Origin of the sequence: Microcoleus sp. PH2017_28_MFU_U_A (assembly GCF_020738035.1) — a bacterium.
Lineage (GTDB): Bacteria > Cyanobacteriota > Cyanobacteriia > Cyanobacteriales > Microcoleaceae > Microcoleus.
In genome coordinates, this window is record NZ_JAEQCX010000031.1 from 132,596 (window position 1) to 147,005 (window position 14,410).

At 46.1% G+C, this 14,410-nt stretch carries 12 protein-coding genes; 6 read left to right on the forward strand and 6 right to left on the reverse strand.

Going from position 1 to position 14,410, the window contains the following annotated elements:
- Positions 1–20: 20 nt before the first annotated feature.
- Positions 21–785: a Uma2 family endonuclease gene (locus JGK14_RS05295; RefSeq protein ID WP_293189804.1), complete on the reverse strand. Its 765-nt coding sequence runs from the start codon at positions 783–785 to the stop codon at positions 21–23.
- A 9-nt stretch (positions 786–794) separates the two neighbouring features.
- Here JGK14_RS05295 and JGK14_RS05300 point away from each other — a divergent pair, with 9 nt between their 5' ends.
- The 3 genes from JGK14_RS05300 (at position 795) to JGK14_RS05310 (ending at position 5,677) form a co-directional block, all read left to right on the forward strand.
- On the forward strand, positions 795–962 hold the full coding sequence (locus JGK14_RS05300; RefSeq protein ID WP_325314827.1) for a hypothetical protein: 168 nt from the start codon (positions 795–797) through the stop codon (positions 960–962).
- A gap of 98 nt (positions 963–1,060) precedes the next feature.
- Positions 1,061–1,720, forward strand: coding sequence for an HAD family hydrolase (locus JGK14_RS05305; RefSeq protein WP_325314828.1), 660 nt, complete (start codon positions 1,061–1,063; stop codon positions 1,718–1,720).
- A gap of 612 nt (positions 1,721–2,332) precedes the next feature.
- The gene (locus JGK14_RS05310; protein ID WP_293198943.1) at positions 2,333–5,677 is read left to right on the forward strand and encodes a PAS domain S-box protein; all 3,345 of its coding nucleotides are present in this window, start codon (positions 2,333–2,335) and stop codon (positions 5,675–5,677) included.
- 572 nt (positions 5,678–6,249) lie between these two features.
- On the opposite strand, the gene JGK14_RS05315 is transcribed toward JGK14_RS05310, so the two are convergent.
- On the reverse strand, positions 6,250–6,528 hold the full coding sequence (locus JGK14_RS05315; RefSeq protein WP_293220441.1) for a hypothetical protein: 279 nt from the start codon (positions 6,526–6,528) through the stop codon (positions 6,250–6,252).
- 346 nt (positions 6,529–6,874) lie between these two features.
- On the opposite strand from JGK14_RS05315, the gene JGK14_RS05320 reads away from it, so the two are divergent.
- A complete protein-coding gene (locus JGK14_RS05320) occupies positions 6,875–7,606 on the forward strand; it encodes a sucrose-phosphate phosphatase (RefSeq protein ID WP_293220438.1) in 732 nt (243 codons plus the stop codon).
- A 127-nt stretch (positions 7,607–7,733) separates the two neighbouring features.
- Entirely contained in the window at positions 7,734–8,087 is a 354-nt protein-coding gene (locus tag JGK14_RS05325) for a DUF6464 family protein (RefSeq protein WP_293204475.1), read from the forward strand.
- An 86-nt stretch (positions 8,088–8,173) separates the two neighbouring features.
- Here the strand turns inward: JGK14_RS05325 and JGK14_RS05330 are convergent, their stop codons facing one another.
- Complete coding sequence (locus tag JGK14_RS05330; RefSeq protein ID WP_293175574.1) at positions 8,174–8,524, reverse strand: late competence development ComFB family protein; 351 nt, start codon at positions 8,522–8,524, stop codon at positions 8,174–8,176.
- A gap of 76 nt (positions 8,525–8,600) precedes the next feature.
- The gene (locus JGK14_RS05335) at positions 8,601–8,909 is read right to left on the reverse strand and encodes a DUF1830 domain-containing protein (RefSeq protein WP_293175572.1); all 309 of its coding nucleotides are present in this window, start codon (positions 8,907–8,909) and stop codon (positions 8,601–8,603) included.
- Positions 8,910–9,854: 945 nt separating this feature from the next.
- On the opposite strand from JGK14_RS05335, the gene JGK14_RS05340 reads away from it, so the two are divergent.
- Positions 9,855–9,986, forward strand: a complete 132-nt coding sequence (locus tag JGK14_RS05340) for a hypothetical protein (RefSeq protein WP_293238826.1) — start codon at positions 9,855–9,857, stop codon at positions 9,984–9,986.
- Here the strand turns inward: JGK14_RS05340 and JGK14_RS05345 are convergent.
- Both JGK14_RS05345 and JGK14_RS05350 read right to left on the reverse strand, forming a co-directional pair.
- Positions 9,983–10,369 carry a response regulator gene (locus JGK14_RS05345; protein ID WP_293154432.1) on the reverse strand — a complete coding sequence of 129 codons (387 nt, stop codon included), beginning with the start codon at positions 10,367–10,369 and terminating at the stop codon, positions 9,983–9,985. The two genes, JGK14_RS05340 and JGK14_RS05345, sit on opposite strands and share 4 nt — an antisense overlap.
- Positions 10,370–10,632: 263 nt before the next feature.
- A complete protein-coding gene (locus JGK14_RS05350) occupies positions 10,633–14,085 on the reverse strand; it encodes a PAS domain S-box protein (protein ID WP_325314829.1) in 3,453 nt (1,150 codons plus the stop codon).
- Between the last annotated feature and the right edge of the window lie 325 nt (positions 14,086–14,410).

A 14,410-nucleotide genomic window follows, 5' to 3' on the forward strand; every position in this document is an offset into this window, starting at 1 on the left:
ACCCGGTTTCTGGCTACCTATTAGCTGCCTTCTAACTCTCGCAAACGCGCTTCCAAAGCTTGAATTCGCAACTCAGCTTCTATGCGCCTTTGTCGTTCTTGTTCTGCTGCTAATTCGGCTTGTTCTGCCCGTTCATCAGCGGCCAGCAGCAAATTCCCCTCAGCATCCCACCAGCGCAGCCAAGGCAGTTCTACGCCCTGATAAACTCCTTGCCAAATGCCCAATTCCAATCCCATTGGCTCGATTTGGTAATGTCCGCGCTGATTTTCTGACATTAACTCAAATCTATCTTCTACCAAATGATAGCATTCTATTTTGGCTTTTTTGACTTCATAAATTCCGTAAAAAGCAGGTCTAATAATCCGTTCGTAAATCCAGAATTTCCCCTTTTTGGGAGTTTTATCTCTTTCTTCGCTGCCATCTCCCGAAACAAATTCTAGTATAATTAACGGCGGCATTAATTCTTTCCACATCACATAGGAACGCCGCATATTTCCGTCGAGAGTTGGCGGCACGTCGGGCACGTAAAACCAATCTGGTGCTTCGGCTCCTTTTTCGGGCGGTTCCGGGGGTTGCGCTACTCGCCAGTAAATACCTGAATCTTGACCGATGCAGTATTGTCCGTCGGGATGAACTTGGTCTAGAATAGGTCTAATTGATGTTGTTAAGAGGATGCTTTGAGGGTGTTCTTGAAAGTTTTTCACAAAAGTACCGTCGGAGTCTGGTAATTGAGTGTGGTCTGGAAAGTCTGTTGCTAAAAATTCGGGTTTTTCGGTGACATTCATCTTGACCTCTTGAATGTTGAAAGATTATCGGCAGTCACTAAAAGTTGGGAATTGGGAATTGGGAATTGGGAATTGGGAATTGGGAATTGGGAATTGGGAATTGGGAATTGGGAATTGGGAATTGGGAATTGGGAATTGGGAATAATTGGGAATTGCTTGCCAGCACACATCACTTAATTGAGAACCGCTATACTTAATTCTTAGTCAGTTCGAGATTGACAGTGCTATTATATCATGGTTAGTCTCAGGCTGATCTCTAGGAACTTTTCAAGAATATGAGTCAGTACAAGTTAATCATTTTCGACTTCGACGGCACTTTGGCAATTACTCACAAGGCTATTGTATCTTGTATTACAAAAACTTTTGAAAGTTTTGGTAATACACCGCCTGAGGCAGATATAATTCAAGGGACGATCGGCATTAATTTACCAAATACTTTTAAAATGCTTCATCCGGCGATCGAGGAAAGCGCAATTCCCGAATGGGTTGAAACTTACCGCTCTTATTATCGGACTGAAGGTGAAAAGCAGCTCGATTTATTTCCTGGTACCAAGCAAATTTTGCAGTTGGCGAGCAAGTCGGGATTGAGCTTGATAGTTTTCAGCAACAAACACCTGAGTTTTGTAAATCTGTTCCTGGAAAAGTTGAGAATTAACGGTTTTTTTGATTTGATTTTAGGTGATGACGGACAAATTATTCAAAAACCCAATCCAAGTGTTTTTCATTCGATAATTAAACCGCTGTTCCCGGATTTGGATAACAGTCAAGTGTTAATGGTTGGCGATACAGCGGTTGATTTGCTGTTTGCTAAAAATGCTGGGATAGATGTTTGTTGGGCGGCTTACGGATATGGCGATCGCGCTGAGTGTCTGGCCCTAGCACCGACTTTTGCGATCGATGATATTTCCGAACTGGCTGCGATCGTTCAAAATTAATCTTGACTCGGTTTTTTTTCAGAATAGTTTGGATCGTTTAACAACTAAAAAAGATTTGATTAAAAACATTTCACTAGAGCTAGAGTTTCTATTTTGGCTCTAGAGGTAAAACTTTATTGCCGGCAGCAGTAAGCCGACTAAACGCTGTTAATTAATATTAGTTTTAAAAATGAATGCAACTGTAGGTAAACTCCCAACTGCGAGATTCATCAGCAAGTCCCAATCTAAAGTCTAAAATCTCAAATGGTATAAACTATACCAGAGATAGAGAAGGCGCGACAACAACTATTATAAGTTAACGGGTAAGAGTCGTTTGAATGCAAAAATTACAAGGTAGAAGGCAAGAAAAACCCGGCACACTGATTTATTGTTGGTATAATTTAATGCATAAATTTTGGAGGATGATTTTCTAACTTCGACATATAGTGGATCTAGCTCTCATATTCGCGGACGTTGTTGGGAAGAGGGCCCTCTTAATTTAAGGGTTATATAAGCTGTCAGTCATACCTCATCTTTTTGAGAAAGGCTATATAAGAAAATAGGAAATTTTTGTTAAAATTGCAGGGTATGCTGCCGATCGCGATCGATAATAAACTCAATCTATAAAAACTTATGCAGATCGATATAAGTATTCCTTTTGACAATCTATCGCCGAATCGTACCGGCCCCAATGCACCGAATTTAATAGAAGAAGTATGGAGGCTGTACGATCGCGCCCTGGCAGCTACCAGCAACGGCATCGCGATCGCGGACGCTACGCTGCCGGACAACCCAATCGTCTACTGCAACCCAGCCTTCGAGAAGATTACAGGCTACGATCGCAGCGAAATCATCGGACACAACTGCCGTTTCCTGCAAGGCCCGGATACCGATCGCGCAGCCGTCGATCGCATCCGCGCAGCCCTGCGAGAACAACACGACTGCAAAGTAGTTCTCAAAAACTACCGCAAAGACGGCACGCCCTTCTGGAACGAACTCACCATCTCACCGGTGCGCGATAGCAGCGGCACCGTTACCCACTTCATCGGCGTCCAAGCTGAGATCACCGATCGCATTCAAGCAGAAGAAGCCCTCAAACAAGCCGAGGCAAAATACCGCAGCATCTTTGAAAACGCCACCGAAGGCATATTTCAAATCGCCCCAGACGGGCGCTACCTCAGCGCCAACCCGGCACTCGCCCGCATCTACGGCTACGATTCTCCATCAGAACTGATCGCAAAATGTTCGGCAACAAACATTTATGTCGATCGCACCCGCCGCGCCCAATTCGTCGCTACTATTACCAAAAAAGGCTCCCTGAAAGAGTTTGAGTCCTGCATACTCCGCCGGGACGGCAGCACTACCTGGATCTCGGAAAACGTGCGCGAAGTTGAGGGCGAAAACGGCGAACTCCTTTACTACGAGGGAACCGTCGCCGAAATCGCCGATCGCAAGCGCGCTGAAGCAGCCCTGGGCGATCGAGAATATTGGCTGAAAACCGCGATCGATGCCGTACCCGACGCAGTCAACCTCACAGACAGCGAGGGGCGCTGGCTGATTGCTAACGACTGCGCCCTCCAACTTTTGGGCCTCGATACCTCAGACTACCAGGGCAAAACTACCGCCGAACTTGCTGCTACTGCCGATCCGAGAGTCAGAGAAATCCTGCTAACTTGGCAAGAAACCGAGGAAACTACCTGGGAAGCCGGTACTCTGACTTGCACCCGCCAAGTTGTCTCCTTACCTACAGGCGGCAGCAATTGGTTTGAAGTGCGGAAAGTGCCGCTGTTTAACCCCGACGGTTCCCGCAAAGGCATGGCAGTGGCGGGGCGGGACATCACTCAGGAAGTCGAAGCAGAGGCAGCTTTGCGGGACAGCGAACAGCGGTTTCGGGCAATTTTTGAACGCGCTGCGATCGGCATGACAGTGGCTACCCTCGAAGGCGTGGCGATCGCGACTAATCCGGCATTTCAAGCTATGCTGGGGCGATCGGAAGCCCAACTGCGCGGCGCCGGCATCGACGACTGGGCGCATCCGGAAGACGCAAAGTCCGATCGCCACTTGCGCCAACAGTTGGTCTCAGGATCGCGCGAAGCTTACCAAATCGAGAAGCGCTACCTCCGCCTAGACGGCAGCATCAGGTGGGGACGCCTCAGCGCCTCTGTCATCCACAGCAGTCACGAAACGCCACAGTTTATTTTGGAAATGGTAGAGGATATTACCGATCGCAAACTTGCCGAATCAGCTTTACTGCAAAATGAAGCTAAGTGGCGATCGCTAATTCTCAACAGTTCCGACATCATTACCATTCTCGACGGCTGCGGTCGCATTGTTTACGAAAGCCCTTCTGTAGAAACAGTCTTGGACTACGAACCAGAGGAACTCATCGGTCAAATTGCCCTCGATTTCATTCACCCTGACGACCTGCCCTCAGCGATTTCCGACGGCGAAAAACTGCTCGCAAATCCCGGCGATCCGATCGCCCTCAAAGGTCGGTTCCGGCGCCCTGACGGTTCTTGGTGTTTTCTCGAAGGAGTCGGCATCAACTTGCTAGCAGACCCCGCTGTGAACGGAATTGCGATCAACTCCCGCGACATGACGGCGCGCAGACAAGCAGAGTACCGCCTCAGCAAAATCAACGAGTGCTTTTTGGGATTCACCACCGACGCGGGCTTGAACATTCAGCGCCTGACATCCTTAGCCGGCGAGCTTTTGGGCGGCAGCAGCGCCATCTACAGCCACGTCGGAGGCGGGCTGCTGCGCGCGATCGCGACTTGGCAAGCGCCGCCCGATTACCCAGAGGTCGATCGCGCCGAAGGCCATGTCTGCACCGATGTCTGCCACCAAGCCAGCGATCGGGCTGTGGCGATTCCTGACTTGCAGAACACGATCTACGGCGAAATCGATCCCGCTGTCATCCGCTACCAACTCAAAAGCTATCTGGGACAAGCAGTCAGGCTGGGTGAGAATTACGTGGGTGCCGTGTGCGTAGTCTACACCGAGTCGATCGCACCCACAGAAGCCGACTGCAAGCTGATCGGAATTATCGCTGGGGCGATCGGAGTTGAGGAAGAACGGGCTGCTGCTGCCGATCGCGATCGACAAAAATCCCAGGAATTGCAAACAGCTTTGCGCGAATTGCAACAAACTCAAATGCAATTAGTCCAAACCGAAAAAATGTCTTCCCTCGGGCAAGTGCTAGCAGGAATTGCCCACGAAATTAACAACCCAGTTGGCTTTGTCGCCGGCAATCTCTGCCACGTCCGCGGCTACGTTCTCGACTTGCTAGACATCGTGCAGATGTATCGAGAAGAATTGCCGAATCCCCCAGCCAAAATTCAGAAACAAGCTGAAGATATAGACTTAGAATTTTTAGCAGAAGACCTGCCCAAATTGCTAAATTCGATGCACACAGGATGCGATCGAATTGTAGAAATCATTCAAACTCTCCGCAATTTTTCCCGGGCAGACGAAGCTAAATTCAAGCCTGCCGACCTTCACGAAGGTTTAGAAAGTACCTTGTTAATGTTGAACAGCAGGCTAAAAGCCAAGGCACACTGGCAGGGAATTGAAGTAATTAAAGAATACGGAGAACTGCCAAAAATACCATGTCATCCCGGACAGCTCAATCAGGTATTTATGAATATCTTGGCAAATGCAATCGACGCTTTAGAAGAAAGCAGCAGCCCAGCCACAAATACCCCCAATTCAAGTTTTCCAGCAATCACAATCAAAACTGAAATGATTGATAACAATAGAATTTATATTCGCATCTCAGACAACGGCCCGGGAATTCCCCAAGATAATATCGTGCGTTTATTTGACCCATTTTTTACCACAAAGCCCGTAGGTAAAGGCACTGGTTTGGGTTTGTCAATTTCGCATCAAATTGTGGTTGAAAAACACAAAGGTAAATTGCAGTGCCTCTCGGAACCGGGGAAAGGCACTGAGTTTATCATCGAACTTCCAATTCAATAAGAAATGAGAATTAAATAACTTATAATCTTTATTGTTCTTGTGGGATGGGCGTCCCCCCCGTCCTTTGTGTACGGGCGGGACGCCCATCCCACTTTCAAGAGTGTAAATTATTTAATATGCGATCCTAAGCTCGTTTCTTCCACCTTGTACCATATTCGATCTAATACCAAGCAAGAAAAAATCGGGTGCATCTGGTTTTTGAAGAGGGCGAAGCATGACCGCATATAAGTTATTAGTTATAATCCCATATTTTCTACGGTCATGCTTCGCCCCTACGGATATATTTGCTTGCATTGAGATGCACCCAAAAAATAAAAAATCGTTGTTTTCTCAAATATTTTCGTGCTTGGCGTCGCTCGATTTTCGCTCTTTTTTTGGTACGATATTTCTGCGACGCAACCTACAGATACTAATCATATCATGTCCGGTCGATTACCATAACAAAAATGGTTTGTAGTGCGGACTTCAGTCCGCAGCATTTTACGGACTGAAGTCCGCACTACAAACCTTTCGTAGTCCGGTTAATCCAGCGGACACCATATCAGTCATTCCCAAATCTAAAATCTCAAATCCTATGACTTCTGTCGCGTCTTGTTGTATACTAAGGAGATCAGAGGTGTCAGTCTGGCTGCTAGTTTCGGGACTGTACCGACTTCAGTAGCTTTTTCAGACTGAGGAAAGTTTGTAATTTCTAACTCATTTGGGGGCAATTTACGAATTGCCCCCTTACTTTTGGGGCTGTTGCTGCGATCGCCCGCGTGCTGTATCTTGTCATAAAGCTCGATCGACAATTCAATCAATCCGCCAGCCCTTCTCCCCGATAGCTGCGACACTTCCACCTCAACCCCCATCAGCCTTTCGTCTGACAGACTCCCTCGCTAGCGCAACTTCTGGACTTGAGTTATCCTGAACCTAATCCATTGTGGCAGCTTGACGCCCCCTGTCGCACCACAAACCAACAAAAGATCACAAAAACTAAGATAATTTTATTCTTGTAATTAAGTCTTGTAATTAAGGAATTACCAGAAACAATTGGTTGAAAGCCCGCCCGCCCGATCGGGAGAAATTAAAATCAGACTATTCATTAGTCCAATCCTCGGACTTCCTTTGTCAAGTGTCCTCAATCGGTCAACTATCAACTGTCAACTGTCAACTGTCAACTGTCAACTGTCAACTGAACAATTCCCAATTATCAAAATGAAATTCTTATTAGTGACAGATTTAGACAACACATTAGTCGGAGATGACGAAGCAACTCAACTTTTAAACCAGCACTTGCGATCAAAGCGATCGCAAATTTGTTTAGTTTACGCTACCGGGCGTTCCCATGCTTCAACCTGCGAGTTAATTTCCCAAAAGCAACTGCTAGCCCCCGACTATACGATCGCAGGTGTAGGCAGCGAGATTTACCAAAATGCCACCCTCGATTTAGATTGGGCGGAATATATTTCTCAAAACTGGGATAAAATTGCGATCGCCTCTTTAGCTCAACAGTTTAAGCAGCTTAAACCCCAATCCCTAACAGAACAAAATCCTTGGAAAATCAGTTATTGTCTGGAACCAGAAGCAGACAACAGCTCGATTCTCCAGGAATTGCAGCAAAAATTAACCGCATCGGGACTAGCCGCTCAAATCATTTTTAGCAGCAATCGCGATCTAGATATCTTACCAAAAACTAGCAATAAAGGCAATGCCCTAACTTATTTACAACAGCGCCTCCAAATTCCATCGAACGCAACATTAGTTTGCGGCGATTCTGGCAATGATATTAGTATGTTTGAACAGGATGTTCGGGGAATAATCGTTGCTAATGCTATGTCAGAACTCTTAGCATGGCATCGCGAATATGGTACTGAAAATCATTATTTAGCTGGCTCTGCTTGCGCTGGGGGAATCCTGGAAGGAATGACTTATTTTTGGGAATTTTGATGGTATAAAAGGCCATTAAAGGTTCGTAGTGAGGACTTTAGTCCTCATAAGATCAGAGGACTGAAGTCCTCACTACAAACACGGAGATTGCGATACCATCAGCTTGTACTCGCTTGTCGCACCGCACATGGAACAAAATACTTTACCAGTAGAAGTGATTCTCTCTCACTCCCGCCAATCCCTAGGGAACATTCGGCTGGATTGGACGCCACAACCGGGGAACTATCTGGATTTAGAGGGAAAAACCTACGCTGTCTTGGAACGCCACCACCGCTATCAACTCAAATCCGGGCGCTACCAACTGCAAAAAATTGCCTTGTACGTGCAGTCTGCCGCACCGCCGACGGAAAGAACATTTGTCAGCGGCATCTGGGTTATCGGAGTTGCTAGCTGCCACTTTAACGCTCGATCGGAAATTCTGCGCTGTGCTGTCAACCCCAATGGCCCCTGCGAGGGCTGCCGCGATTACCAAAAGTGTTGAATGCAAGCTCTGCGTACAGACAATTTTAGCTCGATCGGGCGATCGAGAGTGCCGAGGATCTCGGCATCTCCCTCAATTACCGAAAACTATCTAAACCAACTACCAACTCTAGAATCGAATTTAACTTCTTCCCGAACGCGATAATCTACCTTCTGATAGCTGTGCAGTAAGTCGCGAATGCCAGTATGAATCAAATTTTCTATCTGTAGCAACTGTTCTGAAGAACAGCGAACCTGAACTTTTTGGTTCGCTGACTCGCCGGAGTCGATCGCAGTATATTTATTAGGAACTCTGCTCAGCACGTAAGCAATTAAATCCTGCCGCAAGCCCGAGTGTGAAAAAACCTGTTGGTGGGGATGGTTGGGATAAGACCCCAAGATAATTTCTACTTCCTCTGTGACTACGCCCAAGGTGATATTGACAAGATTTTTCTGCATTTTCCCAATTTCCCAAATACTACTGAACTTAGATATTTGTTGCCCCCGATCCAGTTCGTCTCATTTCTCCGGAACTTTAGCGCGCTAATACCGCATATTTTGCTTCCGGAATAACCCGATCGAACTCAGAACTTACCTCTTCTATAACCCGCAGCACGTAGCAGGGAATATTGTCCGATAAAATAGCACTTGCCACCGCGCCTGTATGAATTTCTAATACTGCTGTTGCCGCAGCTTCAAACATCATTCGCTGCCCCGGAAACATCACTCTTTCAAAGTACCAATTAGGAATGTTTCCAATCCGCAAAACCTGAATTTGGTTAGTAGCATTGGCGTAATAGCACAAGATTTGGTTGTTACCTTGAGAAGATAGCTGATATGACATTTGAGAAATCTCCACACTCTTTAAAAAACTTACTCAGACTTCGCTTTGCCTATTCGTCGCAATTGCGAGTTTGGCTGTTGACAAAATGACCTACTTATTTTCTCGACGTTATTCGACAGCACGAATCACATCCTCAGTTATTAATTTATTTTTGATTGATTTTTCCTGCCAACACTTAGAATACTTGCACCGAAACCAGTTTTTTCCGGTTGAAAAACCCAGTTTGGTTGGTATGCAGTGCCTAACCCCTGATTGATTCAGGTTGGTTGTGTTGTCGCACTCCTCAATCAAAAGTACCGTCACTCACCAAACTCTCCTGACAACAGGTTTGTTTTTTGGCAGCCGGATGCTACTGAGAGTGCGACCTTCACTTGAAGAACCTGGGATAAACATTATCTAAAAAATATGAGGAAATTATGAAGATCGTCATTGTTTTAAATCAATATATTTTGCTCAAAGCATGGATTATAACACTTAGGCAGAAACCGGGTTTTTCCCTACCAACTTCGCTGTATTAGGGAGTATGGCTTAAACCATTTGGTCGATCGAGCAACAATCTGTAATTTATACAACAGTAATCTAAGTATAAATACGCATAAAGCCGATCGACTTTATGGGCAACAAAAGACCCCGACTCCCTGAGGTTATCTCTGGAACTTCTAGGGAATCAGGGTTTGAAGTAACCAATCACCGATCGATCTCAAAGCTAAATCAAAAAAATGAGGAAATTCTGAAAACAGCCCGAAAACTTCGACTTTCCGGGACGGAGAAAGTCGGTTCACCAAGATAATTGCGAGATTTTAGCAAGAGGCTGAGAACCATAAACCGGATTTCCGATCGCCATCCGGCTTAAATTCCCCGTTAGATCAAATCCCGTAGCATCGGAATTAATATTACCCACAGAAAGGACACGGCAGTGCCGTGTCCCTACAATAAATGCTTGCGATGGTTATATTTCTCGATCGCGCGATGGCAAGAGAGCAAGAGAGCCCGTGCTACGATTATTTTGCGGCGCAAGAAACGGCATTGCCGTGTCCTCCTTTGCTGAGAGTTAACAGTCAACTTTCCCCAGCTTAAAGCAACGTTTCCCAACCCAAAATTCCCGCAACTTGCTGCGCCAAACTCAAAGGATCGAAAGGCTTGGCAATCACCCCTGCTACCCCCAAATCAGCAAACTCGTTCAAATCCATCGCCTGCACCTTAGCCGTCAGAAAAATCACCGGAATCTCTCGAGTAGTCGCATTTTTTTGCAGCAAACCAAACAAAGTAACTCCGTCCATATCGGGCATCATTACATCGAGTAGAATAGCATCAGGGACTTGAGTTTCAGCTAAAACCAATCCTTTGCTGGCCTCGGGCGAAATCAGCACCCTCCAGCCACCTAAATGTTCTAGACAAGCCTGAATCACGCTACAGAGGTTTTGTTCGTCATCGATTACCAGAATCTGCTTTGCTGACATAATTAAAACCCTTATTTTAAATTAATCATCGTAAACTGAAAGAAAACTTATATCAATTCCGGCTGCGCTCATACATGATAGAGGAAAGGAGACGGCTTAGCCTTAGTCCCTACCCCAGATTAATTGTAGGGACTAAGGCCAAGCCGTCTCCTCATTTCGGCTAATAATTCCGATGCGATTTGATATTAGTAGGGTGGGCAATGCACACCGATACGCAGTGCCCACCCTATATAGAGTGCGTGCGTTCAAGACTGAAAATAATCTCAAAACTTCTCCCCTTCGCCTTCGGGCGGTGCAGGCACTGTGAAATAGAAACTCGTGCCTTCAGAGACAACACTTTCGGCCCAAATTCTGCCTCCGTGCTGCTGCACGATGCTGCGACAGATAGCCAAACCCAAACCCGTACCTCCTTTTTGGCGGGAGTCAGAACCATCGACCTGTTGAAACCGTCCAAAAATAGTTTCTAGTTTATCAGCAGGAATCCCCCTCCCTCGATCTTTGACTTCAAATAAAACCCGTGAAGCGTAGCTATCCCGTAGGGAATCGACCAAATCTTCAACCCTGACAGTTACTGTACACCCCGGAGCCGAAAATTTAATCGCATTGCTCAACAAATTTACCAGCAGTTGCACAATCCTGTCCGGGTCAGCCCAAATTTGTGCCGTTGCGGGCAAAATCGACAAATTAATCTTATTTTCAGCAGCCACAGACATCACAGCTTCCGCAGACTTCCGCATCAAAACCTGCACATCGCACCACTGCTTAACAATGGTAACTTGGCTCGAATCGAGTCGCTCTAAATCGAGAATATCGTTGACCAAACGCACTAACCGTTCGGTATCGCTTGACGCAATTTCTAACATCTGTTTGGCAGTTTCCGGTCGATCTTTGAGCACCCCAGCCGCCAGCAAACCTAAAGAACCGCGAATTGAGGTCAGCGGCGTTCGCAGTTCGTGGCTCACAATGGAAATAAACTCATTTTTCATTTTTTCAATTGCTCGACTTTCTGTGATATCTGTGACTGTGCCGACGTAACCAATTAGTTGACCTCCATCGGCAAAAATCGGAGCTGCTTTTGCCCGACCAAACCGGATTGTTCCATCTGGCTGGATGTGGCGGAATTCGCAGGAAAGTTCTTCACCAGGCGATCGCAATTCCGACCACTTAGACTGAATTAGTTTGATATCTTCGGGGTGAACAAATCGCATCCAGCCGTCTCCTAAAGCTTCTGCGGCTGTGAAGCCACCAATTGCTTGACAGCGCGGATTTGTATAGGTACATTTCCCCTCAGCATCTATTTTGAAGATGCCGACAGGAGAACTCTCGCTCAGAGAACGAAATAAAGCTTCGCTTTCCCGCAGTTCTGTTTGAGAAATTTCTAGTTCTCTGGTGCGCTGCAAAACTCGCATTTCTAAGAGTTCGTTGAGCTGTTGGAGGGCGGCTTCAGCTTGTTTGCGATCGCTAATGTCGCGCTGCACTGCCACCCAATGGGTAAACCAACCAGTTTCATCTGCGATCGGCACAATGCTCAATTCTACCCAAAATTCCGTCCCGTCTTTGCGGTAATTGATCAAGTCAACCCGCACCGGCTGCCAGGTTTCCAAAGCTCTCCGAATGCGATCGAGACTTGCCCTATTTGTTTTTTCTCCTTGCAAGATGCGCGGCGTTTTGCCCACAACTTCTTCTAGCGTATAGCCGCTCATCCGCGTGAAAGCTGGGTTGACATACAGAATTCGCGGGCCCGGTTCGTCAATCGGTTCAGCTTCGGTAATTAACACCGCGTCGTTAGTCGTGGTGATGACTGATTCCAACAAACGCAACTGTAATTCTTTAGCTTTGCGATCGCTAATTTCTGTAACTGTGCCCACCATCCGCACAGCTTCGCCCGTTTCGGTGTAAAAAAACTTACCTTTCCCTTCCATCCAGTGAATGCTGCCATCGGGCCAAACCACGCGGTGTTCGTGACAGAAATCCGATCGCTCGGCGAGGGCCTGATTCCTAGCATTCTCCAAAGCTTTTAAATCTTCCGGGTGAACGCAAGCTGCAAAACTTTGATCTGTTCCGCCAAAAGTTCCAGGCGCCAATCCAAACAACTCTTCATGTTCCCTCGACCAAACCATGCGATTTTTCTGTATGTCCCAGTCCCAAAATCCAATTTTGGTAGCCGACAAAGCTAAGTTGAGCTGCTGGTTAATTTTCCGCAACTCAATGCTAGCAATAGCAACTCGCAGTTCTCGGGCAATTTCGATTTCGCAAGGCAGCCAAGGCAAAGATTTTGACCTCACAGTTTCTTGCCACAACTCAAAGGAAGTGCGAGGAGACATCAATGGGGTGCCATCCGGTTTAAATTCAATTGGCCAGTCGGGTTTACCTGCCCAGTTGACAGTTTGAATTGCTTCGGGACGGAACCACAAAATGTAATAATTTTGCATCTCGGATATGGCAAGCACCAGCAAACCGCTAGCAATTTTCTTGAATTTCTCCGATGGCGGATACAGTTTTGAGAGAGAATCTGTATAAAAAACATCATTATTTATTTGAGGTTTTATCCAAGCTATTAAGTTTCTGATTTCTCCCAATTCTGGGGTTGTGCCAATGGCTGTTAGATTTTCATTAGCACAGACAACTCCACCGATAGCGCCCACTAATGCCAGCAATTCATCTCGGGATTTAAGTAAACCTTCTACAAAGCAGTGTGATTGAGAAATTTCAGCGATGAATTTATGGCAAATTTCTTTTAAATTAATTGCATAGTCCCGGTCTTCGCTATCTTGTTTGTAGCTGAGTTCTAGATTTACAAACTTTGCTACCAGTTCGCAAGCCGTTCTGGTTTCGTAGTTGATATACTTTGGTGTTCGGTGGTGACAGGCGATCAATCCCCAGAGTTTTCGATCTTTGATTAATGTCACGGTCATGCTAGCGCCAATGTTCATATTCTTGAGATATTGAACGTGGCAAGGCGAAACTGTTCTCAACAAAGATAAGCCCATATCCAGGGGGCGACCGGTCAGCGGATTGCACTCAGGAATTAGTTCTACAGCCTGATAGTGAATATCGGGAATAAATCGAATTAAATTCATGGTGAACTGCTTTCTAGCCTGCGGGGGAATATCGGCAGCCGGATAGTGCATTCCCAATAAAGAAGCCAAATTTTCTGCTTTATCTTCGGCGACGACTTTTCCCGCACCTGTGGCATCAAATTGATAGACGATCGCCCGATCGAACCCAATCATCCTCCGCACCTCTTCTACCACTGTCTGACACAGCAATTGCAGGTTTGGCGTGTTGTGGATTTTGTCGATCGGCTTTTGGACTAAATGATAAGAATTGAAATAATTGCTCGCTTTTGGGGAAACAACCTGCTCTAGTTCAAAAATTAATACCGAACTTAATTGATACAGCGTCCCATGAAAAAAAGACTTGCGGTTTTGAATTTTGAATGATAAGCTGATATCGTTAGTTTGATTGCTGTTTTCACATAAAGCTTTTTGAATCGCCTTAATTTCCTCAGTCTCGACAAATCCATGTAAAAACTTGCCCAAAAGTTCTTGCGGGTAAATGCCGATCGCCTTAAAAGTATTATTGCTAACTTGCAAAATCTTCAACACAGTAGATTCCACCACCAACAGGATGCCGTGAGGTTGAATCGAAGCCGGAGCGTAAATTAATTCGCAGTCGGTGTCATCGCGATCGCCTTTCTCTGACGTTAATACCATTGCTTTCATTTGATTGTGAACATTGATCTAAATCAGCCTGTATTGTTAAATGACCGGGCTCTCCATCCCTCGACGCCATCGCGTCCGAATCCTAGAATTTAATAATCCCAAGTTTTGGCGAAAGCTTACCGGCGTTTCGGACGCCCGCTGCATCATTAGGTGTCAACAATCGCCTAACAACTTTTGTATCTATCGTTTACCGTTGAGGCCAGATCCCCCTCTTGCGGTCAACTGTCAACTGTCAACTGTCAACTGTCAAACGATTTTGGATTTTGGATTTTGGATTTTCGATTGGGGATTGAAGATTTTTGATTGTCAACTGTCA

Excerpts from the sequence above, each read along its gene's own strand:
- JGK14_RS05340 (WP_293238826.1), top strand. The coding sequence starts at position 9,855 with ATGGTTATATTTCTCGATCGCGCGATGGCAAGAGAGCAAGAGAGCCCG.
- JGK14_RS05330 (WP_293175574.1), bottom strand. The coding sequence starts at position 8,524 with ATGCAGAAAAATCTTGTCAATATCACCTTGGGCGTAGTCACAGAGGAA.
- JGK14_RS05315 (WP_293220441.1), bottom strand. The coding sequence starts at position 6,528 with ATGGGGGTTGAGGTGGAAGTGTCGCAGCTATCGGGGAGAAGGGCTGGC.
- JGK14_RS05305 (WP_325314828.1), top strand. The coding sequence starts at position 1,061 with ATGAGTCAGTACAAGTTAATCATTTTCGACTTCGACGGCACTTTGGCA.
- JGK14_RS05350 (WP_325314829.1), bottom strand. The coding sequence starts at position 14,085 with ATGGTATTAACGTCAGAGAAAGGCGATCGCGATGACACCGACTGCGAA.
- JGK14_RS05345 (WP_293154432.1), bottom strand. The coding sequence starts at position 10,369 with ATGTCAGCAAAGCAGATTCTGGTAATCGATGACGAACAAAACCTCTGT.
- JGK14_RS05325 (WP_293204475.1), top strand. The coding sequence starts at position 7,734 with ATGGAACAAAATACTTTACCAGTAGAAGTGATTCTCTCTCACTCCCGC.
- JGK14_RS05295 (WP_293189804.1), bottom strand. The coding sequence starts at position 785 with ATGAATGTCACCGAAAAACCCGAATTTTTAGCAACAGACTTTCCAGAC.
- JGK14_RS05320 (WP_293220438.1), top strand. The coding sequence starts at position 6,875 with ATGAAATTCTTATTAGTGACAGATTTAGACAACACATTAGTCGGAGAT.
- JGK14_RS05335 (WP_293175572.1), bottom strand. The coding sequence starts at position 8,909 with ATGTCATATCAGCTATCTTCTCAAGGTAACAACCAAATCTTGTGCTAT.
- JGK14_RS05310 (WP_293198943.1), top strand. The coding sequence starts at position 2,333 with ATGCAGATCGATATAAGTATTCCTTTTGACAATCTATCGCCGAATCGT.